The following is a 24,614-nucleotide window of genomic DNA, read 5'->3' on the forward strand; positions in this document are numbered from 1 at the left end:
ACGCGTGGCCGGGGCGCCGGGAAAGCGCCGTGCGTCATGCCGACCGTGCTGCGTCGAGGGCCCGGCAGGTCGGGGTCGGACGGCCGGTGTACTCGTCGACGGACCCCTCGTACAGCACGGTTCCGCCGTGCCGTCCAGGTCCCGGCCCGAGGTCGACGATGTGGTCGGCGTGCCGGATCACGTCGAGGTGGTGTTCGATGACGACGACGGTGTGCCCTCGGTCGACGAGGTCGTCGAAGACGCACAGGAGGGTGCCGACGTCCTCGGCGTGCAGGCCGGTGGTCGGCTCGTCGAGGACGTAGAGGGTCGGCGTCTTCGCTCGTCCGAGTTCCTTGGCGATCTTCACCCGTTGACACTCGCCACCGGAGAGCGTGTCGAGCGACTGTCCGAGGCGGAGGTAGTCGAGGCCCACCCCGGCGAGCGCACTCAGTCGGTGCGCGATCTCCGCGTGCGGCAGTTCCTCGATGGCGCGACCGACGGTGAGGTCGTCGACATCGGCGATCGACAGGCCGTTCACGGTGTGCCCGAGCACCTCGGCGGTGAACCGGCGGCCGTGGCAGGTGTCGCAGACGACCTCGCGTCCGTCCATGAAGGCGAGGTCGATGTACACGACACCGGCCCCCGTGCAGGTCGGGCACGCACCCGCCGAGTTCGCGCTGAACAGGCTCGCCGGCACACCGTTGTGTTCGGCGAACATCCGCCGCAGGGTGGGTGCGATGCCGGCGTAGGTGATCGGGGTGGAGCGGCGATTGGTGCTCACCGGCCGCTGGTCGATCACCGTGGCGTCGTACTGATCGACGAGTTCGGCTGCGAGACTGGACTTTCCCGAACCAGCGACCCCGGTGAATACGGTGAGCACGCCGGTGGGGATCCGCACCGTCAGGTCGCGGAGGTTGTTGCGACACGCATCGGCGATCGTGAGACGACCGGTCGCCTCGCGGGCGGGGTGACCGCGGCCGATGTCGCGCCGCAGCGATCGGCCGGTGGGAGTGTCGGCCGTTCGGAGCCGGTCGAAAGTGCCCTGGAAGACGAGGCGACCACCGGACGAGCCCGCACCGGGACCGATCTCGATCACCTGGTCGGCCCGGGCCATCACGCTCGGGTCGTGTTCGACGACGAGGACGGTGTTGCCGCTGTCGCGGAGCCGTTCAAGGAGGTCGATCATCGTCTCCACGTCGGCGGGATGCAGACCGACCGTCGGTTCGTCGACGACATAGGTCATCTCCGTCAGGCTCGACCCGAGGTGCCGGACCAACTTGATCCGTTGCGATTCGCCGCCCGAGAGCGTGGTGGTCGCCCGGGCGAGCGCGAGATAGCCGAGGCCGATCGTCACCATCGCCTCGAGACGGCCCACCAGTGCGGACACCACAGGTGCGGCGCGCGAGTCGTCGATCGTGCGCACGAATTCGAGCAGCTCGATGATCTCGAGGCGGGACAGCTCCCCGATCGTGCGGCCGCGAAGGGTGACCGCCCGCGCGGCCGCGTTCAGCCGTTCTCCGGCGCAGTCCGGGCACGTCTCGGCGCGGGTGAAACGTCGGATGACGTCCTGTTTGCGTTCGGAGAGGTTGTCGGAGGTGTGCAGGTGGATGCGCTCGAACCTCTCGACGACGCCCTCGTATCCGTCCGGCGGTTTGTGGCCCAGCGCCGCTGCGGCCTCGCCGCCGTAGAGCAGTGCCTCCCGCTCGGCGGGCTTCCACTCGCGCAGGGGTGTGTCCGCGTCGAAGGAACCGATGTCGGCGTACTGGGAGTACCAGTACCCACCGTTGCCGAAGCCGGGCACCAGGATCGCGCCCTCGGCGAGGGACCTGTCGAGATCGAGGAACCGCTCGACGGCACTGACGACGATCTCGCCGAGCCCGGAGCAGGTCGGGCACATCCCGGTGGGGTCGTTGAACGAGAAGCGGTTCGACTCCCCGAGGACGGGTGTGCCCACACGGGAATACAGCAGCCGCAGATAGGTCCAGGTGTCGGTGATGGTGCCGACCGTCGAGCGGGCGTTGCCGCCGAGGCGGCGCTGGTCGACGACGATCACCGGCGTCAGACCGTCGATGTGGTCGACGTCGGGTCGTGTCCACTTCGGCAACCGATTGCGCGTGAACGGCGGGTACGTCTCGTTGAGCTGGTAGCCGGCCTCCGCGGCGATCGTGTCGAAGACGAGCGACGACTTCCCGGAGCCGGACACCCCGACGATCACCACGAGCCGGTTGCGCGGAACGGTCAGATCGACGTCGGCCAGGTTGTGGGTGCGGACGCGACGGATCGTGATGGCGCGGCCTCGCACTGCCGCCTCGGTGGTCGTGACGGTGGTGGTCATGGATTCGACGCTACGACCGGTTGCGGCCGGATCCTGACCGCAACCGGTGGGAGGATGACGGCATGGCGGACGTCACCGAGCGGATGCTCGCGTTGTTGTCGATCCTGCAGACCGGACGCGCGATCGGCGGGGACGAGCTGGCCCGGCGGCTGCAGGTGAGCCGCCGGACGCTCCGCCGCGACGTCGACCGGCTGCGCGGCTACGGATATCCCGTCGAAACCCGCTCCGGGCCCGGCGGTTTCTACCGTCTCGCGTCGGGACGTTCGATGCCGCCGCTGGTGCTCGACGACGACGAGGCCGTCGCGGTGCTTCTGGGGCTCGGCGCTCTCGCCGCGACCGGGCCGGCCGAAGGCGGACTCGACGACGCTGCCACCCGCGCCTACGGCAAGCTCGACCAGTTCCTGCCCGCGCGGCTGCGCCCGCGGGTCGCGGCCGTCCGCAGCGCGGTGGAGACGAGTGCGCTGCAGGCGCCCAGCGTGTCGGCGGAGCTGCTCGGCTCCGTGGCGGAGGCGATCGCACGGTGTGACACGCTCACCTTCGACTACGTCGACGCGCAGGGCTCGCCGACCTCGCGCAGGGTCGAGCCGTACCGGCAGGTCCACCACCTGCTGCGGTGGTACCTCCTCGGATGGGACGTCGATCGCGAGGACTGGCGGGTCTTCCGCCTCGATCGTGTGCGCGACCTGCTCCGCACCGGCCGACGGTTCGCACCCCGCCGACTTCCCGCCGGGTCCGCCACGGAATACCTGCGGCAAGGACTCCGGCAGGGGCGGACACCGGTGCACCTGGACGTGGCGGCCTCGGCCACGCACGTCGCCGACGCGCTGAAGTACCAAGACGCCGAGATCCGGCCGACGGGTGACGACCGGACCGAGGTGCACCTCGCGGTCGAGTCGTGGCAGTGGCTCGTCCTCGCGCTCGCCACCCTCGACGCCGACGTCCGGATGCGCGCGGACCCGGAGATCGTCCGGGCCTGCGCGGTGTTCGCCGATCGTCTGCGCGCGGCGGCGCAGGACGCCGTCGTCCCCTCCGAGGACGGCGCGAGGTGAATCTGGGCGCGGCAGATCGATTTCGAGTTCCGCACAGCTGCGTTACGAAGCTCCTCGCGCGCCCGACCGGGGTTCGCTACCGCAACACGCCGGGCGAAATCCGGTTCGGCGCGTCAGCTTCCGGGGCGGTCGTCCTCGGCGGGACCGAAGGCGCGGCGGGCCGACCGCGTCGACACGACACCCATCGCCACGACGGCCGCCACGATGCCGACGAGTGCGACGACCAGCCCGACGACCGGCGTGGGACGGACCGCCACGACGACGATCGCGGTGACGAGCAGCACGACGGTCGCCGTGCCGACGGACATCAGGGCGTGACGGCCGAAGGAGAAGTCTCCGCTCGACCGGCCGCGCCGCGGGTCGGTCACAACGAGTCGACCCAGTTCTGCAGCAGCTGCGCGCCGGCGTCGCCGGACTTCTCCGGGTGGAACTGGGTGGCCGACAGCGGACCGTTCTCCACGGCGGCGACGAACCGGCTGCCGTGTTCGGCCCAGGTCACCTTCGGCGGGGCGAGGCGCTCGGGAGCATCCAGTTCCCACGTGCGGGCGGCGTAGGTGTGGACGAAATAGAACCGGGTGTCGGCGTCCATGCCGGCGAAGAGCACCGAATCGGCGGGGGCCTCGACGGTGTTCCAGCCCATATGCGGCAGCACCGGCGCGTCCAGACGCTCGACCGTGCCCGGCCACTCCCCGCAGCCCTCGGTCTCGATGCCGTGCTCGACGCCGCGTTCGAACAGGATCTGCATGCCGACGCAGATGCCGAGCACCGGGCGTCCACCGGCGAGGCGGGTGCCGATGATCTTGTCTCCGCCGACGCTGCGCAGGCCCCTCATGCACGCGTCGAAGGCGCCGACGCCGGGGACGACGAGTCCGTCGGCGGCGAGCGCGATCTTCGGGTCGGCGGTGACCTCCACGTGCACGCCGGTACGGGCGACCGCCCGCGTGGCGGAGTGGAGATTGCCCGAGCCGTAGTCGAGGACGGCGACCGTGGTTGCGCTCATGATGTCGATTCTATGTGGTGGGACGGGGACGTTCCGACGGCCCGGCCAGTCGGGCCAGCAACGGCAGCGCCGGGACCAGGACCGCGGCGGCGGCGAAGGCCGCCGGGTATCCGGCCGCGGCGGCCACCGCGCCGAGGGCGAACGAACCGGCGCCGGTGCCGGCGTCGAAGCCGATGTTCCAGGCGGCGCTCGCCGACCCGGTGTTGCCCGCGCCGGCGCGACGGAACGCGACGAGCAGCGCCTCGTTCTGCACGACACCGAAGCCGAAGCCGAAGGCGATCGCGGCGACGATCAGCAGCACCGCTCCCCCTCGGTCGTCGGCGACGAGCGCGAAGGGAATCATCGCCAGGCCCGCGAGCCCGAGACCGACCGGCAGCAATTTGCCGGCGCCGATCCGGTCCGCGACGGAACCGGCCGCGTACCGCCCGATCAGCGAGGACGCGCTGAGCACGGCCAATGCCGCCGCGACGGGCAGACCGGCGACCGCGATGCGCAACAGCGAGGTGAGACCGCCGTAGGCGATCGCACCCGCGCCCACCGCGACCAGCGGGAACAACAGCACGACCGGAGGCACCCGTCGCGCCGTCCGGGATTGTTTCGCGGTCAGCCGCGGCAGACGGATCGCGGCGAGCAGACCGGCGGACGAGATGATCGCGCCGAGCACGAACACCGGCGTGGTGGAGAACCGCTCGGCGATCGCCAGGCCGGCGGGCAGGCCGATCGTCTGGGACGCGGCGATGGCGATGCCGAGCATGCCGGTGGCCCGGCCGAGCAATCGCGGCGGCGCGAGTTCGCCGACGAGGGCGGCCGCCGCCACGGTGATCATGCCGAAACCGATACCGCGCAGCGCGGAGATGCCGAGCACCGCCGCCGGAGCCATCGATACGAGGAACAGCAGCGACGGCGGCCCGAGGAACAGGCAGCCGGCCGCGAGCGTCGCGCGGTGACCGAACGCGCGCAGCAGTCGCGGCATCGCGAGCTGGGTGAGGACGGTGGTGAACATGAACACCGCCGTCACCGACCCGGCGAGCGTGTCGCTGCCGCCGGCCTCGGCGATCGCCCATGGCACGACCGGCAGCAGCAACGAGAAGCCGCCGAAGGCCGCCGCGGACGTCGACCACGCCGGGATCAGACCACGAACGGTGAACAGTCCTTGTTGTTCCGCCACGTCAGAGCAGCCGGAAGACGCCCGCGGCGACTGCCAGCACGGTCAGAGCCAGCAGCACACCCGCGAACAACGTGTTGCGCGCCTTCCACATCGACCACGTTCCGCCCGCGGCGAATCCGGCCACGATGAAGCACAGGTAGGTGAGGACGACATCCATATGTCAGAGACTGCCCTTCGTCGACGGGATGCCGGTCACCCGCGGGTCGGGTTCGACGGCCTCACGCAGCGCGCGGGCGACCGCTTTGAACTCGGCCTCGGTGATGTGGTGCGGGTCGCGGCCGTAGAGCACCCGCACGTGCAGTGCGATGCGGGCGTGGAAGGCGAACGACTCGAACACGTGCCGGTTGATCACCGTCGAGTAGGGCACGCCCGGATATCCCCCGATCACCGAGTGCACCATGTAGTCGGGCTCACCGGTGAACACGCAGTAGGGACGGCCGGAGACGTCGACCGACGCGTGTGCGAGGGTCTCGTCCATCGGGATGAAGCAGTCGCCGAAGCGCCGGATGCCACGCTTGTCGCCGAGGGCCTGACCGAAGGCCTGGCCGAGGACGATGGCGGTGTCCTCGACGGTGTGGTGGGCCTCGATCTCGATGTCGCCCTGCGCCTGCACGGTGAGGTCGAACGAACCGTGCTGGCCGAGCGCGGTGAGCATGTGGTCGTAGAACGGGATCCCCGTGGAGATCTCGGTGCGACCGGTGCCGTCGAGGTCGATCTCGACGGTGATGCTCGATTCCTTGGTGGTGCGTTCGACGCGCGCGATGCGGTCGCTCATCGGGTTTCCTCGATTTCCGTGGCCGCGAGCTTCTCGCTCACTCGCAGCAACTCGTCGTTCTCGTGGGTCAGGCCGATCGTGGTGCGCAGGTAGCCGGGGATCCCGACGTCGCGGATGAGCACACCCTCGTCGAGATACCGCTGCCAGGTGGCAGGGGCGTCCGCGAAGTGGCCGAAGAGGATGAAGTTGGCGTCGGAGGGAATCACGTCGTAGCCGAACCGGGCGAGTTCGGCGGCGACGCGGTCGCGCTGGGCGGCCAGTTCCGCAACCGACGCGAGAGTTTCGTCGGCGTGCCGCAGGGCCGCACGCGCGGCGGCCTGGGTGACGACCGACAGGTGGTAGGGCAGGCGCACGAGCAGCAGCGCCTCGATCACCGCGGGGGCGGCGGCGAGATAACCGAGCCGTCCGCCGGCGAAGGCGAACGCCTTGCTCATCGTCCGCGAGACGACGATCTTCGTCGGGTACTCGTCGATCAGCGACAGAGCGCTCGGCTGCGAGGAGAACTCGACGTACGCCTCGTCGACGATCACGATGCCGGGGGCGGCGTCGAGGATCACCCGCAACTGGTCGAGCGGGATGCTGTGTCCCGTCGGGTTGTTGGGGCTGGTGACGAAGACGACGTCGGGCCGCCGCTCCCGCACGGCCGCGGCGGACGCCTCGACGTCGAGGGTGAAGTCGTCGCGCCGGTAGGTGGACAGCCACTCGGTCTGGGTGCCGTCGGCGATGATCGGGTGCATCGAGTACGACGGCACGAAGCCCATCGACGTGCGCCCGGGGCCACCGAAGGCCTGCAGGAGCTGCTGCAGGATCTCGTTGGAACCGTTCGCGGCCCAGACGTTCTCGACGCCGAGGGGAACACCGGACGCCTTCGTCAGATAAGCGGCGAGGTCGGTGCGCAGCGAGACCGCGTCGCGGTCGGGATAGCGGTGCAGCTGCGTCGCCGCCTCACGCACGGCCTCGGCGACGTCGTCGACGAGCGCCTGCGTGGGCGGGTGCGGGTTCTCGTTGGTGTTGAGCTGGACGGGCACCGTCAGCTGCGGTGCACCGTAGGGCGACTTGCCGCGCAGATTCTCGCGCAACGGCAGGTCGGCGAGGGTGATGCGGGAGCCGGGGATCTGGGTCACTTCAGCGCCTCGAATCGCAGACGGACGGCTTCACCGTGGGCGGGCAGGTCCTCGGCGTTCGCGAGGGTGATGACGTGACCGGAGACGTCCTTCAGGGCCGCCTCGGTGTACTCGACGACGTGGATGCCGCGCAGGAAGGTCTGCACGCTCAGGCCCGACGAGTGCCGGGCGCAGCCGGCGGTGGGCAGCACGTGGTTCGATCCGGCGCAGTAGTCGCCGAGGGAGACCGGCGCCCACGGCCCGACGAAGATCGCGCCCGCCGACCGGACACGCGCGGCGACCTCGGAGGCGTTCTCGGTCTGGATCTCGAGGTGCTCGGCGGCGTAGGCGTTGACGACCTTCAGGCCCTGCTCGATGTCGTCGACGAGGACGATGCCGGACTGGCTGCCGGACAGCGCGGTGGTGACGCGCTCGCGGTGCTCGGTGAGCTCGAGCTGCGCGGCGAGCGCGGTATCGACGGCGTCGGCGAGGTCGGTGCTGGTGGTGACGAGCACCGAGGCGGCCATGACGTCGTGCTCGGCCTGACTGATCAGGTCGGCGGCGACGTGCACCGCGTCGGCGGTGTGGTCGGCGAGGATCGCGATCTCGGTGGGACCGGCCTCGGCGTCGATGCCGACGACCGCGCGGCACAGCCGCTTGGCGGCGGTGACGTAGATGTTGCCGGGGCCGGTGATCATGTCGACCGGGGCGAGTTCGGCGCCGTCGGTGTCGGTGCCGCCGTAGGACAGTAGTGCGACACCCTGTGCGCCGCCGACGGCCCACACCTCCTCGACGCCGAGCAGGGCCGCGGCGGCGAGGATCGTCGGGTGCGGCAGTCCGCCGAAGTTCTTCTGCGGCGGCGAGGCGATGACGAGCGATTCGACGCCGGCGGCCTGCGCCGGCACGACGTTCATCACGACCGACGACGGGTAGACCGCGTTGCCACCCGGCACGTAGAGGCCGACGCGTTCGACCGGCACCCAGCGTTCGGTGACGGTACCGCCGGGGACGACCTCGGTGGTGACGTCGGTGCGGCGCTGGGCCGCGTGCACGACGCGCGTGCGCGCGATGGCCTCCTCGAGAGCGGCACGGACGGCGGGGGCGAGTTCGGCCAGCGCGCGGCCGAGTTCCGCGGCGGGAACACGTACCGAGGCGGGGCGGACCCCGTCGAACTTCTCGCAGTAGTCGAGCGCGGCCTCGGCGCCGCGATCGCGTATGTCGTCGACGACGGGACGGACCTGATGGAGCACCGCGTCCACATCCACTCCGCCGCGGGGCAGTGCGCCCCTGAGCTCCGCAGTGGTGGGAGTACGACCGCGCAGGTCGGTGCGGGCAAGCATGAGGTGTCCTCTCTCGTCGAACAGGGGTCACCTTCTACTATCTCGCATCGAGTGGTGACGTTCGAAGTCGCGCCCGCGTGAGGATGCTCTCGACACGGATCACCGTGCTTATGCTGACGGCATGGACGAGGACGAGTCGCGCCCGAGCACGTTGGGCGAATTGATCCGCCGCCAGCGTGAGCTCGCAGAACTGCCCATGCGTCAACTCGCGGCGATGGTGGGCATTTCGAATCCGTACCTGTCGCAGATCGAGCGGAACCTGCGGGCGCCGAGCGAGCGTGTGCTGCAAGCGATCGCCGAACAGTTGCACCTGTCAGCGGACACCCTCGCGACCCACGCGCAGGCCGACGACGGAGCGGAGTCCGCGGTCCTGCGGGCGATCCGCGAGGATCCCGACCTGACCAATCCCCAACGGCGTTCGCTCGAGGAGATGTACGAGGCGTTCCGCGAGGTCACCGTCGCGCGCCGTCGGCGTGGTGGAGGACGCGAACCCGACGAGAAGTGAGCATTCTCACAATCGGTACCGAGTGCGTTCGTGCGCCACCTAGCGTCCGAGGTCAGCCCGATTTCGTCGCCTCATCGACGAACATGCAGGTAGCACGTACCTGGGGGTAAGATGCGCACCTTTCTCGGCGACGTCACCATCGGCTCCGGACCATTCACCCAGTTCTGGAGTTGCTCGGTGCTCAACCATCTGCAGAAGAAGCTCACCTCCTCCCTCGACCCGATCGGGTGGGGACCGGCCGTCGCATCCGTCGCCGGCCGTGCAGTGAAGAATCCGCGGGCCGTGGCCGGCGCGACCACGGAGTACGCCACCCGCCTGGCGAACATCCCGGCAGCGGCGACACGCGTGTGGAACGCCGCCGATCCGCAGCCCCCGATGCCGCTGGATTCGAAGGACCGCCGGTTCTCCGATGCCGCCTGGAAGGAGAACCCGGCCTACTTCTCGCTGCTGCAGAGCTATCTCGCCACCCGCGAGTACGTCGAGGATCTCGCCGACGCCGGCTCGGGCGATCCCGTGCAGGACGGCAAGGCCCGCCAGTTCGCGAACTTGATGTTCGACGCACTCGCCCCCTCGAACTTCCTCATCAACCCGGGTGTGCTCGTGCGCGCGCTCGACACCGGTGGCGCAAGCCTGTTCCGCGGCGCGAAGTACGCCATCGAGGATGTCGTGCACCGGAAGGGCCTGCCGCTCAAGGTCGACCGCGAGGCGTTCACCCTCGGCGAGAACATGGCCGCGACCCCCGGCAAGGTCGTCTTCCGCAACGACCTCATCGAGGTCATCCAGTACGCCCCCCAGACCGGTGAGGTGCACGAGATCCCGATCCTGGCGGCGCCACCGTGGATCAACAAGTACTACATCCTCGATCTCGCGCCGCAGCGCAGCCTCATCGAGTGGGCCGTGCAGCACAACCGCACCGTGTTCGCGATCTCGTACCGCAACCCGGACGAGTCGATGCACGAGATCACGATGGACGACTACTACCGGCAGGGTGTCGCCGCGGCTCTCGACGCCGTCGAGGAGATCACCGGATCCTCGCGTATCGAGGTGCTGTCGATCTGCCTGGGCGGCGCGATGGCGGCGATGGCCGCGGCCCGCATGGGCAGGCTGGGCGACAAGCGGATCAGCGCGTTCACGATGCTCAACACACTCCTGGACTACAGCGAGGTCGGCGAGCTGGCACTGCTGACCGACCCGGCCACACTCGACCGCGTCGAGTTCCGGATGAGCAAGCAGGGCTTCCTCTCCGGCAACGAGATGGCCGGCAGCTTCGACATGATCCGCGCGCGCGATCTGATCTTCAACTACTGGGTGTCGCGGTGGATGAAGGGCGAGAAGCCCGCCGCCTTCGACATCCTCGCGTGGAACGAGGACAGCACCCGCATGCCGGCGAAGATGCACTCGCACTACCTGCGGTCGCTGTACGGCCGCAACGAGCTCGCGCGCGGCGTGTACGAGCTCGACGGCGAGGTCCTCGACCTGTCGGACATCACGTGCGACACCTATGTGGTGGGCGCGATCAACGACCACATCGTGCCGTGGACGTCATCGTATAAGGCCACGGGCCTGCTCGGCGGGTCGGTCCGGTACGTCCTGACCAGCGGCGGCCATGTGGCCGGCGCGGTCAATCCCCCCAACCCGAAGGCCTGGTTCGAGGCCGTCGGCGCGCCCGACGGCGAGAAGCTGCCGACGCTACCCGAGGACCCGAAGGCGTGGTCGGAAAAGGCCACTCGCACCGCCGGGTCGTGGTGGGAGGACTGGACCGCATGGTCGACGAAGCGCGCCGGTGAGCTGGTCGCTCCCCCGGCGATGGGCAGCGCGCAGCATCCGCCGCGGTGCGATGCCCCGGGAACCTATGTCTTCGAGTGACGTTGCGCGTTAGCTATCATATTGCTAACCTGCTAACAGCGCTGATCCGAGCGCACCCCCACAGGGGAAGCCCCGCTCCTGTCACGAGCGCCCACGGAAGGTACACATCATGACCGCACCGACCAAGACCACCGCCGCCAACGCCAAGGCCACCGATGCCGCTGCCAAGGCGACGGAAGCCGCCACGAAGGCCGCCGCCGAGGCCACCGCAACGGCCCAGCAGTCGGCCGAGAAGCTCACCTCGACGGCCGCTGCGGTTGCCGACAAGGCCGCGACCGAGTTCACCAAGACCGTCGACGAGGCCACCGAGCGCTTCCAGGAGTTCAACGCGAAGTTCGTCGACGCCGCGAAGCAGAGCGGAAACCTCGGCGTCGACACCTACGAGAAGGCCGTCTCGAGCCTCCTGGATCTGCAGGAGAAGGTCGCCGACGCCACCCCCGTCGAGTGGGTCGCCGATCTCGCCAAGGCGCAGGTCTCCTTCGCTCGCGAGCTCACCACCACCGTCACGAGCACCGCTCGCGACCTGCTGAAGTAATCGTCGACTCCTCGATGCAGTCGATACCGAACACCGCATCAGCGGACGTTCTCCGGTGCAGTGCATGCTGTCCCTGACACCCGCCCGGATCGCCGCGGCCCCGTTTCGTCTCGGGACCGCGGCGATCGCCGGCTGGAGCGGCTATCTCGCCGGCCTCGTACGACGCGGCGCCACACCGTGCACGTTGGTCTCCGACGCGAACCGGTACAGCCGCGCCCTGACATCGGCCACGCCGCCGCGCTGGACCACGGACTGGCCGGTCGTGCGCCGGTGGCCCCTCGGAGGCCTGCGTGATTGCAGCACCTCCGACCCCGCACGCGACGAGATCCCGACGCTGCTGTTGCCGCCGCAGGCGGGCACCCATTCGTGCATCGTCGACCATTCCGCCGACCGCAGTCAGGTCGAAGCCCTCCGAGCCGGTGGCCTGACCCGCCTGCACTGTCTCGACTGGGCGCCCGCGACCCTCGCGACGGACGGCTGCTCGATCGACGAGCACCTGGCGGTCGTCGCCGAGGCCGTCGACCATCTCGGTGGCCGGGTGAACCTGATCGGCGACAGTCAGGGCGGGTGGCTCGGCACGGTCTACGCGGCGTTGCATCCCGAGCGCGTGCACTCGCTGACCGTGGCGGGAGCACCCATCGACTTCCACGTCGACCAGCCGGCGTTGTCGGTGCTGGCCCGCGCGCCCCACGGTGCCGCGGCCACAACGATCGACTTCTGGTACGGGGCGGCTCGGACCGTCGGAGTGCCGACCACCGATCCGATCGGTGAGATCGAACGAGCGATGACGCTGCTCGCCCTGCTCCACGATCCCGACGAAGTGGCGCGCTGGGAGGCCGAACGGCACTGGTTCACGTGGAAGCAGGAGATCCCTTCGGCCTTCCGCGCGTGGATAATGCGCCACCTGTTCGTGGGCAACGAACTCGTCGCCGGCAGCCTGAAGGCCGAAGGACGCGTCGTCGATCTCGCGGCCGTCGACTGCCCGGTCCATCTGATCGCCGGCTCCGCCGACCCGATCGCGACTCCCCGGCAGGTCACCACGCTCGCGGAGTACGTATCGACCCCGCCGCAGAGGATCACCAGCACCGTCGCCGACGCCGGTCACATCGGGCTGTTCATCGGCCGCCGCACCCTCACCGAAGTGTGGACGCCGCACGCCCGCCGTGTGGCGGCGACGTCCTGACTCATCCCGGGCCGTTCGGCGATGCGGCGCGCCGATTCTCGAAACGGCACGGTCAGTCGTTCCCGGCGTCTCCCTCCCCGCTCCCCTCGTCGTCGACCTCCACCCGGACTCCGAGAGCGGATTCCAGGGCGCCGAGTTCGTCGTCGAGGTGATCGAGCAGCCGGGCAAGGTCCGGCACCGTGCGGCCGCACGCCGTCAGCCCGAAGGCGATCTCGTCGTCGGTACTCGTGCACGTGATGTTCAGCGCCTGTCCGTCGACGGGCACCGACAGCGGATACAACGCGTCGACGCGCGCACCGTTCCAGTACAGCGGCGAATCGGGTCCCGGCACGTTCGAGACGATCACGTTGAACGGCGGCCGTGGGAGCGCCCGGTTACCGGTGAGCACCCCCACCGCAAGGGGTGCCACGCCCACCGCGCTCGTCGCGAGACGACCGAGCTTCGACATCGAATTCATCGCATGCTTGCCCTCGATCATCGAACCCCGCACGCGCGCAAGCCGTTCCACCGGGTCGGCGCACTGCGTGCCGAGCGTGCACATGAGGATGCCGATCTCGTTGCCCGACGAGTTCGTGCTCTGGCGCAACGACACCGGAACCATGGCAACCAGCGAATCGTCCGGCAGCGCATCGTGTTCGGTGAGGAACGCCCGTAGAGCCCCACCCGACAGTTCCAGGACGACGTCGTTGAGTGTCGCGTCGGCCGCCTTGGCCACCATGCGCAGGCGTTCGATCGGCCACGACCGGGCCGCGAACCTGCGCGATCCGGAGATCTGACGGTTGAGGATGGTGTTCGGAGCGCCCAGCGACAACGAACCCCCGCGATTGTGCAGTGCCCGGTCGACGGTGCCGACGAGGGCCGGGACCAGCGCCATCGCCTCGGACACCATGTTCACCGCGTCGTTCACCACGCCGGTCGCCGCACGGACGACCGCACCGGGGAACCCGATCGCGGTGCCCATCGCCGAGCGGCTCGGCGACCGGGCGTCGTCGACCGCCCACGGCGCCGGCATGTCGGTGCGTTCCGGGTCGGTGCTGAGCGCGCGGCGCATCAGACGCATGGCCCCCACCCCGTCGGCGAGCGCGTGGTGGATCTTCACGTACAGGGCGTAGCGACCGTCTGCCAGCCCTTCGATCAGATGCATCTCCCACAGTGGGCGCGTGCGGTCGAGCAGCGAGGCGTGCAGACGGGAGACGAGTTCCCACAGATCGTCCATCGTGCCCGGGGACGGCAGCGCGTTGAACCGGACGTGGTAGTCGATCGAGAAACGCGGATCGTCCTCCCAGGCCCATTGCCCGAGGGTGAACAGCGAGCGGGTGGGCCGCTTGCGCCACAGCGGCCCGGCGGGTTCCTCCCGGGCGAGCGCCTCGGCGAACATCGACTTCAGGTCACTCGCGTCCTTGCCCTCCGGCGGCTGGAACAGCAGGAGACCGCCGACATGCATCGGGTGGTCGCGCGACTCGCCGAGCAGGAACATCGAGTCGGTCGGTGACATCGGTAACCGCATCGTGTTCTGTCTTCCTCCCCCACCCGGCACCGGCGACAACCGGAGCACCGCCCCTACGTGACCGGTACCGGCACGTCGATGTGCTGTCAGTTCTACCCCAGAAAGCGCACGTGCGGGGACCGTCTCACCGACGGATGTTCCGGTGGCGCATCCGATTCATCCGTGCCGCGACCTGCGACCTGCACGCTCACATGTCGAGGCCGAAGTCCAGGACGGTCACAGAGTGGGTGAGCGCACCCACCGCGAGGAAGTCGACGCCCGTGCGCGCGTAGTCCGCGGCGACGTCGAGGGACAGGCCGCCGGAGGATTCGAGTCGTGTCTGCGGCGCGTGGGTGTTGCGCCGCTGCACCGCGATCTGCGTCTGCCACAGCGGGAAGTTGTCGAGCAGGATCAACTCGACGTTCTCGGCGAGCACCTCGTCGAACTGTTCGAGGGTGTCGACCTCCACCTCGCACGCGATGTCGGGGGCATGCTCGCGGACGGCTCGCAGCGCCGCGACCACCGAACCGGCCGCCGCGACATGGTTGTCCTTGATCAGCGCCTCGTCGCCGAGCCCCATGCGGTGGTTGACGCCGCCACCCCTCCGCACCGCGTACTTCTGCAGCGCGCGCATTCCCGGCAGTGTCTTGCGGCTGTCGCGGATCTTCGCCTCGGTGCCCGTCACCGCATCGACCCAGTGCGAGGTCGCCGTCGCGATGCCCGACAGGTGACACAGGAGATTGAGCATCGTGCGCTCGGCGGTGAGCAGGCCGCGGGTCGGCGCCTCGACGGTCAGGACCGAATCCCCGGGCAGCACGCGCTCGCCGTCGGACCTGCGATCGAGCACGCCGTAATGATCGGCACCGATGACCTCGTCGAGGACGAGCAGACCGACGTCCAGACCGGCGAGGGTGCCGGCCTGCCGCGCGACCACCGAGGCGGTGGCGACAGCGTCGGCGGGCACGGTGGCGTCGGTGGTGACGTCCGGTCCGTAGCGCAGGTCCTCGTCGAGCGCCTTCCGGACCAGCTCGCGGGTCTCGGCGAGGTCGAGTCCGTCGGGCAGCGCTGTGGTCATCTCAGTTGACTCCTGTCAGTTCCGGTGTGGTGAAGGACAACTCGCCGTCATCGTCGATACGCAGTTCGAGGCTGCGAGCCTGCGCCGGGTCGGAGTCCGGATGATCGCTGCGGGTGTGGCATCCCCGCGATTCGGTGCGGCGCTGCGCCGCGAGCAGCAGGGCCCGCGCGGTGACGGTGAGCGCCGCGTCCTCGAGCCGCTCCGCGTCGGCACACGCCGTGGCGACGCTCGCGCCGTCGAGTTCGACTGCGGCAGCGGACAATCCGTCGGCGTCGCGCACGACCAGCGCGTGCCGGGTCATGAGTTGCTGCAGCACCGCACGATCGCAGACGGTCGGGGCGACGACGGGAATGCCGTCGGTCTCGACACGCGTTCCGGTCCGTTCGATCGCTGCGGCCACCCCGGCGCGCTCGCCGAGGACGAGCCCTTCGAGAAGGCTGTTGGAGGCGAGCCGGTTCGCGCCGTGCAGGCCGGTGCGTGCCACCTCACCGGCCGCGTACAGACCGGGGATGCGGGTGCGGCCGTGCACATCGGTGACGACACCGCCGCACGAATAGTGGGCGGCGGGAGCGACCGGCAGCAGATCCCGGGCCGGATCGAGACCGGCGTCGGCGCACATCGCCGTGATGGTCGGAAAACGTGTGGCGAAGCCGTCGAGGTGACGGGCGTCGAGGTAGACGTGGCCCTCGCCGAGCGCGGTGAGACGCTCGGCGATGGCCCGTGAGACGACGTCGCGGGGTGCGAGGTCGCCGAGCGGGTGCACACCCTCGGTGATCGATCGGCCGCGGGAGTCGACCAGTCGCGCTCCCTCACCGCGCACCGCTTCGCTGATGAGCGGCCGACGTCCGGTGCCCCCTTCCGCGAACAGCACGGTCGGGTGGAACTGGACGAATTCGAGGTCGGCGACACCGGCGCCGGCGGCCAGGGCCAGCGCGATGCCGTCGGCGGTGGCGCCGGGCGGATTCGTGCTGCACGCGTACAGCTGCCCGAGGCCACCGGTCGCGAGCAACACGGCCGGGGCGTGGACGACGCCGTACCCGCGCTCGTCGAGGACGAGCAGTCCGGTGACACCCCGCGCGTCGGTGAGGACCCGGGCGGCAGCGGCGCCGAACAGGACGGGCAAGCCCGCCTCGCCGAGGGCGCGCTGAACTTCGGCGCCGGTCGCGTCGCCACCGGCGTGAATGATGCGGCGGGTGCTGTGCCCACCCTCGCGGGTGCGGGCGATGTCGCCGTCTCCGGCGGTGTCGAACACCGCGCCGAGATCGCGCAGAGCGGTGACGGCATCGGGGCCGGCGGTGACGATCGAGCGCACCGCGTCCTCGTCGCACAGTCCCCCGCCCGCCGCGAGGGTGTCGGCGACGTGGGCGTCGACGCTGTCGCCCACCGGCGCCACCACGGCGATACCGCCCTGGGCGTACTGGGTGGCCGTGTCGGTGGGGCCCCCTTTGCTCACCGTGAGCACCCGCGCGCCGCGCCGGGAGGCGGCGCGCGCGGCCGTGAGACCGGCGACGCCACCCCCGACGACCACCAGGTCGGCGTGGTCCTCCCACGCGACCGTGATGGCGGTGGTCACTCGCCGCTGCCCGGGTTGCCGATGGCGATCATGCGCTGCACCGACAGGCGGGCCCGCTCGGCGACGTCGGCTGCGACGTGGACCTCGTCGCGTCCCTCCTGCAGGCAGCGCAGCAGCGCGGCGGGCGTGATCATCTTCATGTAGGGGCACGACGCCCGGTCGTTGACCGCCTGGAAGTCGATGCCGGGCGCGGCCTTGCGGAGCTGGTGCAGCATGCCGACCTCGGTGGCGACGAGGACCTGCTTCGCGCCGGTCTCCCGGGCGGCGTCGATCATCCCGCCGGTGGACAGGATTCTGACCTTGTCGTCGGGCACGAAGCCCTCCCCGGCGAGATACAGCGCCGAGGTGGCGCAACCGCACTCGGGGTGGACGAACAGGTCGGCGTCGGGGTGCGCCTTGGCCTGCGCGGCGAGCTCGTCGCCGTTGATGCCGGCGTGCACGTGGCACTCCCCGGCCCAGATGTGCATGTTCTCGCGACCGGTGACGCGCTTGACATGGGCGCCGAGGAACTGGTCGGGCAGGAACAGCACCTCGCGGTCGGGGTCGATGGACGCGACGACGTCGACGGCGTTCGAGGACGTGCAGCAGATGTCGGTCAGGCCTTTGACCTCGGCGGTGGTGTTGACGTACGAGACCACCACGGCGTCGGGGTGGTCGGCCTTCCACTCGCGCAGCTGGTCGGCGGTGATCGAGTCGGCGAGCGAGCAGCCGGCGCGCTCGTCGGGGATGAGCACCGTCTTGTTCGGGCTGAGGATCTTCGCGGTCTCGGCCATGAAGTGCACGCCGCAGAAGACGATGGTGTCCTCCTCGGCCTCGGCGGCGATACGCGAGAGCGCGAGCGAGTCGCCGACGTGGTCGGCGACGTCCTGGATCGCGGGAAGCTGGTAGTTGTGCGCGAGCAGCGTGGCGTTGCGCTCACGGGCCAACCGGCGGACCTCCTCGGCCCACTCCGGCGTCGCCTCGACGCCCGTGTATCCGCCGGGGCCGTCGACGATGGTGGCGGCTCCCGCCCACTCGGTCGTGGTCATGGCCTAGCTCCTTCGAGGGTGTCATCCCGGCGGGTTCTACCGGAATTGCCGTATTCGAGGTTTTCGACTTAGGATCGAAAACATGACACATGGTAACACCCGCCACGAAGTGCTCATCGCCGTGTTCCAGGTTCGCCGCTTCCCGGACGCCTCGGGAGCCCTCCGCGAGGAGCCCGAACTCGGGGTGCTGCTGTGGCAGCGGGCCCTCGATCCGCAGGTCGGCACGTGGTCGCTCCCCGGCGGCCAACTACGCAACGACGAGGACCTCACGACGTCGGCGAGGCGGCAACTGGCGGAGAAGGTCGACGTCCGCAAGGTCGCGCACCTCGAACAGCTGTCGGTCTTCTCCGACCCGGATCGGGTGCCGGGACCGCGCACGATCGCGTCGACCTATCTCGGTCTGATCCCCCTCACCTCGGATCCCCAGCTGCCGTCCGATACGGCCTGGCATCCGGTCTCGGACCTTCCCGCGATGTCCTTCGACCACGGGGTGATGGTGGCGAACGCCCATGCGCGCCTTGCCGCGAAGCTGTCGTACACGAACATCGCATTCGGCCTCGCACCGGCGGAGTTCTCGATGTCCACGCTGCGCGACATCTATTGCGCTGCATTGGGTTACGAGGTGGATGCCACCAATCTCCAACGGGTGCTGGCGCGCCGGAACGTGCTCACCCGCACCGGCAACACCGCACCGTCCGGCAAAGCGGGAGGTCGCCCCCCGGCGCTCTACCGCTTCACCGATTCCAGGCTGCGCGTGACGGACGAATTCGCCGCCCTGCGACCGCCGGTGTGAACCTCCCGGAGGAGATCAGAAAGGCCGTCCCATGATGACCTCGAGCAACTGCAGCGGCATCGCCAGGAAGGCCGACCCGACGAACAGCGCCGAGCGCAGCGGGTCGCCCGCCAGATAACCTTCGCGGATCCATTCCAGAACATCGACCGAACCCATGCTGCCCCTCCCCTGATCGTCATGTGATTCCGACGTGTGTGTCGGACAAGAGGAGTCGTACGTTACAGATCGGCGGACCGGTCGCCCTCGGCCGAGCGCGTCAGGCCGGAGAGAACGGTCTCGACCAGTGTGCGGACATAGCCGTCCGACGGGGGCTCGCCGGCGGTCGACCACTTCTGAGCGACAGGCGCGAACAACATGTCCACGGCGACATCGAGATCGAGGTCGTCCGGCAGTTGCCCCGCACTCTGCGCGGCCCGGAGCCTGGCCTTCTTCATCTCCCGCATCGGCGCGTCGAGGCGGTGTTCGTATTCCGCTGCGAGTTCGGGGTCTTCGAGTACCGCCACGGTCAACGCTCGCAGGGGGACGGCGAACGTCGGATCACGCAGCTCCGCCACGGTGGCCTGCAGCACCGCGACGAGGTCCGCGCGGAGGTCGCCGGTGTCGGGCAGCGCGGCCTCGTCTCCGGCATCGCCCTGCGTGTGTGCCAGATACGCGTCGAGGAGCACGGCTCCCTTCGACGGCCACCAGCGATAGATCGTCTGCTTTCCCACGCCGGCCCGGGCGGCGATCGCCTCGATACCGAGTTTCGAGTAGCCGACCTCGGCGACCAGGCCGAAAGCGGCATCGAGGATCGCTTTCCGCGAGGCGGGGTTCCGCCGGGAGTGTCCGGTTTCGGGGCGTGGGGGCATGGGACGACGATATCTCATCGAGACGAGACGTTGCGTCTTGACAGGCGCCCTTCGGAGGGTCATCCTCGAATGAACGAGACGGACCGTCTCGTCTCACTCAGGAGATATGCATTGAAGGCCCAACCGACGACCGCGTCCCCCACCACCCCCGGCGTCCGTCCCCGCACCTGGTTGATCACCGGCGCGAGCCGCGGCCTGGGCAGGGAGTTCGCCCGTGCGGCGCTGTCGAGAGGCGACAACGTCGTGGCCGTCTCCCGATCGATCGAATCGGCCGATCTCCCCCGGGATCCGGAACGTCTCCTCCGACTCCCGGCCGACGTCACCGACCGCACGGCGGTGTTCGCCGCTTTCGACACCGCCCGCGAGCATTTCGGAGGCCTCGACATCGTCGTCGACAACGCGGGCACCATGGCCTACGGATTCGTCGAGGAGTTCACCGAGGAGCAGGCGCGTGCACAGTTCGAGACGAACTTCTTCGGAGCGATGTGGGTCAGCCAGGCCGCCATGGCGGCCTTCCGGAGCCGAGGGCGCGGGCATCTCGTGCAGATCTCGAGCATCGGGGGCGTACTGAGCGGGCCCGGCACAGGGCTGTACAGCGCGAGCAAGTTCGCCCTCGAAGGACTCAGTGAAGCCCTGGCTCTCGAGGCCGCGCATTTCGGCATCGACGTCACGATCGTCGAGCCGGGCGGCTACTGGACCGACCTCTATACCACCATGACGGTGAGCGCTCCGCGATCGGACTACGACTCGCTGCGAGCCGAGATCGAAAAGCAGAGCGCGTCCACGAGCATCGACAGCCACCCCGCCCTGGCCGCGCGGGCACTGCTCGAGGTCGTCGATGCCGACCGACCGCCGCGACGCATCGTCCTGGGCAGCGCCGTCCTGGATGCGGCCGTGGCCGCCACCCGGGAGAAGATTGCCACCTGGCTCGAGTGGGAGTCGGTGAGCCGTGCCGCGGAGGACGCCGTACCGGCACCGGAATCCTCGGGTGGGGCACGATCCGCGATCTAGAATGGGTGGATCGTGTGTCGGGCGGAGCACAGGTCGGGTGATCCCATGAACGTCGACGACATCTGGAACGCGATCGACGAGCAGCGCGTACGCACCGCCGATCTGCTGGAGCAACTGACCGACGACGAGTGGAGCCGGCCGTCGCTGTGCGAGGGCTGGACCGTGCGCGACGTCGCGGCCCACCTCACGCTACAGCAGCTCACCGTGGTCGACCTCGTTCGGATGGCGCTGCGTCATCCCGGTGGCGTGAACACGATCATCCGTGAGTCCTCCCGGCACCGCGCCCGACAGCCGACGGCCGAGTTGATCGCCGATCTCCGGGGAATGATCGGCTCCCGCCGGCACAATGTGGGCATCACCCCGCTCGAGACGATGGTCGATCTGCTCGTCCACGGCCAGGACATCGCGATACCCCTGCAGCGCGACCTGCCGATGCCGCCGGACGCCGCAACAGCGGGCGCCACTCGGTTGTGGTCCACCCGCGGCACCGGGAAGGCCCGTGTCTTCGCCGACCTCCCGCTCGACGGATTCCGTCTCACCGCAACCGATGCCGAGTGGTCCTCCGGTTCCGGACCCGAGGTGCGGGGACCGATCTCCGCGATCCTGCTGCTGCTCTCGGGCCGTCGCGCGGGGTTGTCCCGATTGGAGGGCGACGGCGCCGGGGAACTGCGCCGCCGGCTGGCGCACGCGTGATGGCACGATGGAGGCATGAGTGCCGACACCCGCGTCCTGTGGACCATCGGCCACTGGACGTGTCCGCAGTCCGTCCTGCTCGACACGCTGACCTCGGCCGACATCGAACTCGTCGTCGACGTACGGAAGATGCCCGGTTCGCGCCGCAGCCCACAGTTCGACGCCGACGAGATGCCCTCCTGGCTCGACAGCGCCGGGATCGGCTATCTGCACCTCACCGAACTCGGCGGCAGGCGGCCGAAGCAGAAGGGCATCGATCCGGCCGTCAACGCGGGCTGGAAGAACGCGAGTTTCAAGAACTACGCCGATTACACCCTCACCGACGACTTCGAGGCCGGATTGGAGCGCCTTACCGAACTGGCCGAGCATCGGCACGTCGCGATCATGTGCGGCGAGCCGATGCCGTGGCGCTGTCACCGACTGTTGATCGCGAACACCCTCGCCGCACGGGGATGGACCGTCGTGCATCTCGTCAACAACGCGAAGCCGCGACAGCACGAACTGGGACAGTGGGGCGCGACGCCGTCGGTGGGTTCCGACGGGATCGTGACCTATCCTGCCGAAGAACGTGAGCTCCCGTAGCGTTCCGAGCCTCGCAGAGGCCCGCGTGCTCGCCCCGCCCGGGAGACAGCGACAACACGCATCATCCGAGATCCCGTGAGTAGTGCACGGCGAGGGCTTCCGCCCCCGACGGAGTGACGGTCCGGGTTCGGTCACCGCGGATGTAACCACACCGCTCGAGCACGCGCTGTGATGCTTCGTTCTCGGGGAGGGTGCGCGCGGTCAGGCGAAGTAATCCGCTGCGCCGCGCGAACTCGGCCGCAAGTTCGAGTGCATCGGCAGCGAGCCCTTTCCCACGACCGTGCGGATGCAACCAGAATCCGACTTCTGCCTCCTCGTCGGCGATGTCGAACAACACCAGGCTGCCGGCAAAGCGATCGGTCTCCGGATCGGCGATCGTCAGTACGGCCAGATCTCCGCGCTCCAGCCCGTGCCGAATCTCGCCGTCTATCAACGCTGCGACGGACGCTTCCGTATACGCCGGTTCGGGCAGGTGCGCGTACCGGCGCACGAGTGGATCTGCCGTCCCGGCGGCGTAGGCGGCCGCGTCGTCGCCGATCATCGCCCGCAGCTGTGCTCGGTCGTTGCGTAACGGCAGCAGTCGAGTATTCAGTATGCACACGAAGCTACATCGTTCGGTCGCCGTAACTTTCGCGAATCGGTCGCACAGTCGGCCCGGCACGATCCGAGACGCGCCACGGTAGGTCAGCGTTGTTCGCTCATCACCGAGTCGACGGTCCCGTGGCGCGAGCACCGTGCCCACCACCCGTCCGGCGCGATCTGGACGATCATCCGGCGACCGCACTGCGCGCAGAAGCGCGGCGGTTCGAGCCCGAGTTGCACTGCTGTGGAACGGGTTCGGATCGTCCCGTCGACGATCGCTTCGCCGGTGAACGGATCGAACATCAGATCGTCTCGCCGAGGGCCTTGATCGGCATCTTGAGTTCGCCGAGCAGATCGAGGTCGGTCTCTGCCGGTCGGCCGAGCGTGGTGAGGTAGTTGCCGACGATGACGGCGTTGATCCCGCCGAGGATCCCCTTCTGCGCGCCGAGGTCGCCGAGCGTGATCTCGCGGCCACCGGCGAACCGGAGGATGGTGCGCGGCAACGCCAATCGGAAGGCCGCCACCGCCTTGAGCGCCTCGGTGGCGGGCAGCACCTCGAGATCCCCGAAAGGGGTGCCGGGGCGCGGATTGAGGAAGTTCAGCGGTACCTCGTCGGGTTCGAGCGCCGCGAGGTCGGCTGCGAATTCGGCTCGCTGCTCGACGGTTTCACCCATTCCGAGGATGCCTCCGCAGCACACCTCCATACCCGCCTCGCGGACCATGCGCAGCGTCTCGAAGCGCTCCTCCCAGGTGTGGGTGGTGACGACATTCGGGAAGTGCGAGCGGGCGGTCTCGAGGTTGTGGTTGTAGCGGTGCACACCCATCGCGACGAGTCGGTCGACCTGTTCCTGGGTGAGCATGCCGAGCGAGCACGCGATCTGGATGTCGACCTCGTTGCGGATCGCCTCGATACCGGCCGCGACCTGCGCGAGGAGGCGTTCGTCGGGTCCGCGCACGGCCGCGACGATGCAGAACTCGGTCGCCCCGGTCTTGGCGGTCTGCTTCGCGGCCTCGACGAGCGACGGGATGTCGAGCCGGGCGGCCCGCACCGGGGAGGCGAACAGGCCGGACTGCGAGCAGAAATGGCAGTCCTCGGGGCAGCCACCGGTCTTGAGGCTGATGATCCCCTCGACCTCCACCTCCGGTCCGCACCACGCCATGCGCACGTCGTGGGCGACCGCCAGCAGGTCGTCGATGCGATCGTCCGGCAGCTGCAGGACCTCGAGGGTCTGGTCGCGGTCGAAACCGATGCCGCGACGGAGCACCTGGTCGCGAGCGATGTCGAGGATGTCGGTGCGGGCGGGCGCCTGGGTCACTGCCGTCTCCTGGGGTGGCGAGAACTTGAACATCGTTCAATTGAACAGCGTTCAGGTTAGGGCGAAGCGTCCGATAGTGTCAAAGGCACGAATCCTTCGGTCGGATCCCCGGTGGCGCTGTACCGCCGCGGGCAGCAGGAGAAGCGGGAGCAGAAGAGCAGTGCAGTTGCGACGCGGCGACGTCCTCGACGGCGCCATGGCGATCCTCGACGAGTACGGACTCGGCGACCTGACGATGCGCAAGCTCGCGTCGTCGCTCGGCGTCCAGCCCGGCGCGTTGTACTGGCACTTCCCGAACAAGCAGACCCTGCTCGGCGCCATGGCGGACCGCATCCTCGATGGTGTCGACGAGCCGCCCGCGAGCGATGCCTGGGACGACGCCCTCTCCGAGCTGGCGCACCGTTTCCGCGCCGCGCTGCTCGCCCATCGCGACGGCGCCGAACTCGTCGCCTCGAGCTACGCCTCCCGGCTGACCACTTCCCGGGCCCGCGACGCCTTCGTGGCCACCGCCGAACGCGCGGGTCTGTCCCGGGCGTACGCCGAACTGACCGGCTACGCGCTGCTGCACTACGTGCTCGGCCACACCGTCGACGAGCAGTCCCGCGCGCAACTCGAGCAACTCGGTGCGCTCACGCGCGCACCTCTCTCCCCCGATGTCGCGACCGAACAGCCGGCCGAGGCCGACGACGACCTGCTCGACGGCGACCCCGCCGTCCGGTTCGAATTCGGTCTGCGGTTGTTCGTCGACGGCATCCGCGCACGTCTGGAGACCCGTGCGACATCCTGATC

Annotated in this window: 27 protein-coding genes; 10 read left to right on the plus strand and 17 right to left on the minus strand. The window is 69.3% G+C overall.

Going from position 1 to position 24,614, the window contains the following annotated elements:
- Nucleotides 1-34: 34 nt before the first annotated feature.
- Nucleotides 35-2,314, minus strand: coding sequence for an excinuclease ABC subunit UvrA (locus tag RBB84_RS09310; protein WP_052040084.1), 2,280 nt, complete (start codon nt 2,312-2,314; stop codon nt 35-37).
- A 62-nt stretch (nt 2,315-2,376) separates the two neighbouring features.
- Here RBB84_RS09310 and RBB84_RS09315 point away from each other — a divergent pair, with 62 nt between their 5' ends.
- Nucleotides 2,377-3,363, plus strand: a complete 987-nt coding sequence (locus RBB84_RS09315; RefSeq protein ID WP_033097642.1) for a YafY family protein — start codon at nt 2,377-2,379, stop codon at nt 3,361-3,363.
- A 113-nt stretch (nt 3,364-3,476) separates the two neighbouring features.
- On the opposite strand, the gene RBB84_RS09320 is transcribed toward RBB84_RS09315, so the two are convergent.
- Genes RBB84_RS09320 through hisD form a run of 7 tightly spaced genes read right to left on the minus strand, consistent with a single transcriptional unit; the run spans nt 3,477 to nt 8,749 of the window.
- Nucleotides 3,477-3,731 (minus strand): hypothetical protein, encoded by a 255-nt coding sequence (locus RBB84_RS09320; RefSeq protein WP_033097641.1) that lies wholly within the window; start codon nt 3,729-3,731, stop codon nt 3,477-3,479.
- The gene (gene hisH / locus RBB84_RS09325; protein WP_033097640.1) at nt 3,728-4,363 is read right to left on the minus strand and encodes an imidazole glycerol phosphate synthase subunit HisH; all 636 of its coding nucleotides are present in this window, start codon (nt 4,361-4,363) and stop codon (nt 3,728-3,730) included. The genes RBB84_RS09320 and hisH overlap by 4 nt, the downstream gene beginning before the upstream one ends.
- Nucleotides 4,364-4,373: 10 nt before the next feature.
- Complete coding sequence (locus RBB84_RS09330; RefSeq protein WP_033097639.1) at nt 4,374-5,531, minus strand: MFS transporter; 1,158 nt, start codon at nt 5,529-5,531, stop codon at nt 4,374-4,376.
- 1 nt (nt 5,532) lies between these two features.
- Nucleotides 5,533-5,688 (minus strand): hypothetical protein, encoded by a 156-nt coding sequence (locus RBB84_RS09335; RefSeq protein ID WP_169823833.1) that lies wholly within the window; start codon nt 5,686-5,688, stop codon nt 5,533-5,535.
- Between the two features lie 3 nt (nt 5,689-5,691).
- Complete coding sequence (gene hisB / locus RBB84_RS09340; protein WP_006554074.1) at nt 5,692-6,306, minus strand: imidazoleglycerol-phosphate dehydratase HisB; 615 nt, start codon at nt 6,304-6,306, stop codon at nt 5,692-5,694.
- Nucleotides 6,303-7,430 (minus strand): histidinol-phosphate transaminase, encoded by a 1,128-nt coding sequence (locus RBB84_RS09345; protein WP_033097638.1) that lies wholly within the window; start codon nt 7,428-7,430, stop codon nt 6,303-6,305. Before RBB84_RS09345 ends, hisB begins: the two co-directional genes overlap by 4 nt.
- A complete protein-coding gene (gene hisD / locus RBB84_RS09350; RefSeq protein WP_006554076.1) occupies nt 7,427-8,749 on the minus strand; it encodes a histidinol dehydrogenase in 1,323 nt (440 codons plus the stop codon). Before hisD ends, RBB84_RS09345 begins: the two co-directional genes overlap by 4 nt.
- Before the next feature lie 121 nt (nt 8,750-8,870).
- Between hisD and RBB84_RS09355 the strand changes: the two genes are divergently transcribed.
- From RBB84_RS09355 to RBB84_RS09370, 4 genes are all read left to right on the plus strand, one after another.
- Entirely contained in the window at nt 8,871-9,254 is a 384-nt protein-coding gene (locus RBB84_RS09355) for a helix-turn-helix transcriptional regulator (RefSeq protein WP_006554077.1), read from the plus strand.
- 111 nt (nt 9,255-9,365) lie between these two features.
- Complete coding sequence (locus RBB84_RS09360) at nt 9,366-11,120, plus strand: alpha/beta fold hydrolase (protein WP_230826261.1); 1,755 nt, start codon at nt 9,366-9,368, stop codon at nt 11,118-11,120.
- Nucleotides 11,121-11,229: 109 nt separating this feature from the next.
- A complete protein-coding gene (locus RBB84_RS09365) occupies nt 11,230-11,655 on the plus strand; it encodes a hypothetical protein (RefSeq protein WP_059380999.1) in 426 nt (141 codons plus the stop codon).
- A 64-nt stretch (nt 11,656-11,719) separates the two neighbouring features.
- A complete protein-coding gene (locus RBB84_RS09370) occupies nt 11,720-12,838 on the plus strand; it encodes an alpha/beta fold hydrolase (protein WP_033097636.1) in 1,119 nt (372 codons plus the stop codon).
- A 52-nt stretch (nt 12,839-12,890) separates the two neighbouring features.
- On the opposite strand, the gene RBB84_RS09375 is transcribed toward RBB84_RS09370, so the two are convergent.
- From RBB84_RS09375 to nadA, 4 genes are all read right to left on the minus strand, one after another.
- Nucleotides 12,891-14,333, minus strand: coding sequence for a wax ester/triacylglycerol synthase family O-acyltransferase (locus RBB84_RS09375; RefSeq protein WP_033097635.1), 1,443 nt, complete (start codon nt 14,331-14,333; stop codon nt 12,891-12,893).
- A gap of 199 nt (nt 14,334-14,532) precedes the next feature.
- Complete coding sequence (nadC, locus tag RBB84_RS09380; RefSeq protein WP_033097634.1) at nt 14,533-15,399, minus strand: carboxylating nicotinate-nucleotide diphosphorylase; 867 nt, start codon at nt 15,397-15,399, stop codon at nt 14,533-14,535.
- 1 nt (nt 15,400) lies between these two features.
- On the minus strand, nt 15,401-16,972 hold the full coding sequence (locus tag RBB84_RS09385; protein ID WP_033097633.1) for an L-aspartate oxidase: 1,572 nt from the start codon (nt 16,970-16,972) through the stop codon (nt 15,401-15,403).
- The gene (gene nadA, locus RBB84_RS09390; protein WP_019289717.1) at nt 16,969-18,000 is read right to left on the minus strand and encodes a quinolinate synthase NadA; all 1,032 of its coding nucleotides are present in this window, start codon (nt 17,998-18,000) and stop codon (nt 16,969-16,971) included. Before nadA ends, RBB84_RS09385 begins: the two co-directional genes overlap by 4 nt.
- Nucleotides 18,001-18,082: 82 nt before the next feature.
- Here nadA and RBB84_RS09395 point away from each other — a divergent pair, with 82 nt between their 5' ends.
- Nucleotides 18,083-18,793: an NUDIX domain-containing protein gene (locus RBB84_RS09395; RefSeq protein WP_033097632.1), complete on the plus strand. Its 711-nt coding sequence runs from the start codon at nt 18,083-18,085 to the stop codon at nt 18,791-18,793.
- Between the two features lie 15 nt (nt 18,794-18,808).
- Here the strand turns inward: RBB84_RS09395 and RBB84_RS09400 are convergent, their stop codons facing one another.
- Nucleotides 18,809-18,949 (minus strand): hypothetical protein, encoded by a 141-nt coding sequence (locus RBB84_RS09400; RefSeq protein ID WP_197481773.1) that lies wholly within the window; start codon nt 18,947-18,949, stop codon nt 18,809-18,811.
- Between the two features lie 62 nt (nt 18,950-19,011).
- Nucleotides 19,012-19,641 carry a TetR/AcrR family transcriptional regulator gene (locus RBB84_RS09405; protein WP_033097631.1) on the minus strand — a complete coding sequence of 210 codons (630 nt, stop codon included), beginning with the start codon at nt 19,639-19,641 and terminating at the stop codon, nt 19,012-19,014.
- Between the two features lie 69 nt (nt 19,642-19,710).
- Here RBB84_RS09405 and RBB84_RS09410 point away from each other — a divergent pair, with 69 nt between their 5' ends.
- Genes RBB84_RS09410 through RBB84_RS09420 form a run of 3 tightly spaced genes read left to right on the plus strand, consistent with a single transcriptional unit; the run spans nt 19,711 to nt 21,927 of the window.
- The gene (locus tag RBB84_RS09410) at nt 19,711-20,652 is read left to right on the plus strand and encodes an SDR family NAD(P)-dependent oxidoreductase (RefSeq protein ID WP_257605825.1); all 942 of its coding nucleotides are present in this window, start codon (nt 19,711-19,713) and stop codon (nt 20,650-20,652) included.
- A gap of 45 nt (nt 20,653-20,697) precedes the next feature.
- Nucleotides 20,698-21,345, plus strand: a complete 648-nt coding sequence (locus RBB84_RS09415; RefSeq protein ID WP_006554088.1) for a maleylpyruvate isomerase family mycothiol-dependent enzyme — start codon at nt 20,698-20,700, stop codon at nt 21,343-21,345.
- 15 nt (nt 21,346-21,360) lie between these two features.
- The gene (locus RBB84_RS09420; RefSeq protein ID WP_006554089.1) at nt 21,361-21,927 is read left to right on the plus strand and encodes a DUF488 domain-containing protein; all 567 of its coding nucleotides are present in this window, start codon (nt 21,361-21,363) and stop codon (nt 21,925-21,927) included.
- 61 nt (nt 21,928-21,988) lie between these two features.
- Here the strand turns inward: RBB84_RS09420 and RBB84_RS09425 are convergent, their stop codons facing one another.
- The 3 genes from RBB84_RS09425 to bioB form a co-directional block, all read right to left on the minus strand.
- Nucleotides 21,989-22,528 (minus strand): GNAT family protein, encoded by a 540-nt coding sequence (locus RBB84_RS09425; protein ID WP_231911915.1) that lies wholly within the window; start codon nt 22,526-22,528, stop codon nt 21,989-21,991.
- 83 nt (nt 22,529-22,611) lie between these two features.
- On the minus strand, nt 22,612-22,812 hold the full coding sequence (locus tag RBB84_RS09430; RefSeq protein ID WP_006554091.1) for a hypothetical protein: 201 nt from the start codon (nt 22,810-22,812) through the stop codon (nt 22,612-22,614).
- Nucleotides 22,812-23,825, minus strand: coding sequence for a biotin synthase BioB (gene bioB / locus RBB84_RS09435; RefSeq protein ID WP_019289721.1), 1,014 nt, complete (start codon nt 23,823-23,825; stop codon nt 22,812-22,814). Before bioB ends, RBB84_RS09430 begins: the two co-directional genes overlap by 1 nt.
- A 160-nt stretch (nt 23,826-23,985) precedes the next feature.
- On the opposite strand from bioB, the gene RBB84_RS09440 reads away from it, so the two are divergent.
- A complete protein-coding gene (locus RBB84_RS09440; protein WP_006554093.1) occupies nt 23,986-24,612 on the plus strand; it encodes a TetR/AcrR family transcriptional regulator C-terminal domain-containing protein in 627 nt (208 codons plus the stop codon).
- Nucleotides 24,613-24,614: the final 2 nt, after the last annotated feature.

The sequence above is a fragment of the Rhodococcus sp. D-6 genome (genome assembly GCF_040256695.1).
GTDB lineage: Bacteria > Actinomycetota > Actinomycetes > Mycobacteriales > Mycobacteriaceae > Rhodococcus > Rhodococcus pyridinivorans.

Bases quoted from the DNA above. Each gene is read 5' to 3' on its own strand.
- RBB84_RS09310 (WP_052040084.1), bottom strand. From the start codon at position 2,314: ATGACCACCACCGTCACGACCACCGAGGCGGCAGTGCGAGGCCGCGCC.
- RBB84_RS09315 (WP_033097642.1), top strand. From the start codon at position 2,377: ATGGCGGACGTCACCGAGCGGATGCTCGCGTTGTTGTCGATCCTGCAG.
- hisH (WP_033097640.1), bottom strand. From the start codon at position 4,363: ATGAGCGCAACCACGGTCGCCGTCCTCGACTACGGCTCGGGCAATCTC.
- RBB84_RS09335 (WP_169823833.1), bottom strand. From the start codon at position 5,688: ATGGATGTCGTCCTCACCTACCTGTGCTTCATCGTGGCCGGATTCGCC.
- hisB (WP_006554074.1), bottom strand. From the start codon at position 6,306: ATGAGCGACCGCATCGCGCGCGTCGAACGCACCACCAAGGAATCGAGC.
- hisD (WP_006554076.1), bottom strand. From the start codon at position 8,749: ATGCTTGCCCGCACCGACCTGCGCGGTCGTACTCCCACCACTGCGGAG.
- RBB84_RS09355 (WP_006554077.1), top strand. From the start codon at position 8,871: ATGGACGAGGACGAGTCGCGCCCGAGCACGTTGGGCGAATTGATCCGC.
- RBB84_RS09360 (WP_230826261.1), top strand. From the start codon at position 9,366: ATGCGCACCTTTCTCGGCGACGTCACCATCGGCTCCGGACCATTCACC.
- RBB84_RS09365 (WP_059380999.1), top strand. From the start codon at position 11,230: ATGACCGCACCGACCAAGACCACCGCCGCCAACGCCAAGGCCACCGAT.
- RBB84_RS09370 (WP_033097636.1), top strand. From the start codon at position 11,720: ATGCTGTCCCTGACACCCGCCCGGATCGCCGCGGCCCCGTTTCGTCTC.
- RBB84_RS09375 (WP_033097635.1), bottom strand. From the start codon at position 14,333: ATGTCACCGACCGACTCGATGTTCCTGCTCGGCGAGTCGCGCGACCAC.
- nadC (WP_033097634.1), bottom strand. From the start codon at position 15,399: ATGACCACAGCGCTGCCCGACGGACTCGACCTCGCCGAGACCCGCGAG.
- nadA (WP_019289717.1), bottom strand. From the start codon at position 18,000: ATGACCACGACCGAGTGGGCGGGAGCCGCCACCATCGTCGACGGCCCC.
- RBB84_RS09395 (WP_033097632.1), top strand. From the start codon at position 18,083: ATGACACATGGTAACACCCGCCACGAAGTGCTCATCGCCGTGTTCCAG.
- RBB84_RS09400 (WP_197481773.1), bottom strand. From the start codon at position 18,949: ATGGGTTCGGTCGATGTTCTGGAATGGATCCGCGAAGGTTATCTGGCG.
- RBB84_RS09405 (WP_033097631.1), bottom strand. From the start codon at position 19,641: ATGCCCCCACGCCCCGAAACCGGACACTCCCGGCGGAACCCCGCCTCG.
- RBB84_RS09410 (WP_257605825.1), top strand. From the start codon at position 19,711: ATGAACGAGACGGACCGTCTCGTCTCACTCAGGAGATATGCATTGAAG.
- RBB84_RS09415 (WP_006554088.1), top strand. From the start codon at position 20,698: ATGAACGTCGACGACATCTGGAACGCGATCGACGAGCAGCGCGTACGC.
- RBB84_RS09420 (WP_006554089.1), top strand. From the start codon at position 21,361: ATGAGTGCCGACACCCGCGTCCTGTGGACCATCGGCCACTGGACGTGT.
- RBB84_RS09430 (WP_006554091.1), bottom strand. From the start codon at position 22,812: ATGTTCGATCCGTTCACCGGCGAAGCGATCGTCGACGGGACGATCCGA.